Origin of the sequence: Pseudoalteromonas sp. P1-13-1a (genome assembly GCF_001401875.1) — a bacterium.
Taxonomy (GTDB): domain Bacteria; phylum Pseudomonadota; class Gammaproteobacteria; order Enterobacterales; family Alteromonadaceae; genus Pseudoalteromonas.
On the sequence record NZ_LKDV01000079.1, the window covers coordinates 1 to 609 of the forward strand.

General features: G+C 52.7%; 1 protein-coding gene. It reads right to left on the minus strand.

Annotation, left to right across the window (positions count from 1 at the left end; translation table 11 throughout):
• Positions 1-609: Ig-like domain-containing protein (locus tag AN391_RS19840; protein WP_200910109.1), on the minus strand; the 609-nt coding region annotated here is incomplete at both ends.

Sequence of the window (609 nt, forward strand, 5' to 3'; positions counted from 1 at the left end):
CTACTTCACCTGAGCCAGAGGCTGTGGCTTCATTGCCAGCGGCATCGCTTACGCTTGCACTTACTGTGTAGCTGCCCTCAGCAAGCACTGTTGTAACAGGGACTGACCATGTACCACTTGCGCCCACTGTGGCAGTAATGGTTTGCTGTACCCCGGCATTGTCTGTCACAACAATTGTGACTTCGCTGCCTTGTGGTGCATCGCTCGTGCCGGAGATCGTCGGTGTTGTGTCGTTGCTAACGCCGTTATCTGTAATAACAAGGCTGGGCGGGGTTAAATCAATCTCGCCAGTTTCGCTCGCGCTGCCGATATTCCCTAGGCCATCCTCTACTTCTGCGGTGACCGTGTATTCGCCTTCAGCTAAAGCACTCGGGGCATCAACACTCCAGACGCCACCTGTTACAGTCGTATCAACAGTCGTAATATTCCCTGCACTGTCTTCAAACGTTAAGCTAATCGTGGTGCCATCGACTGCATCGCTTGTTCCGCTAATAGTGGGTGTGGTGTCGTTGGTATCTATCAAGGCATTAATGCTAATGCTTGGCGCGGTGGTGTTCAGTGTTGCGGTTTCACTAACCGTGGTGGTATTACCGGCGTTATCGCTCACGC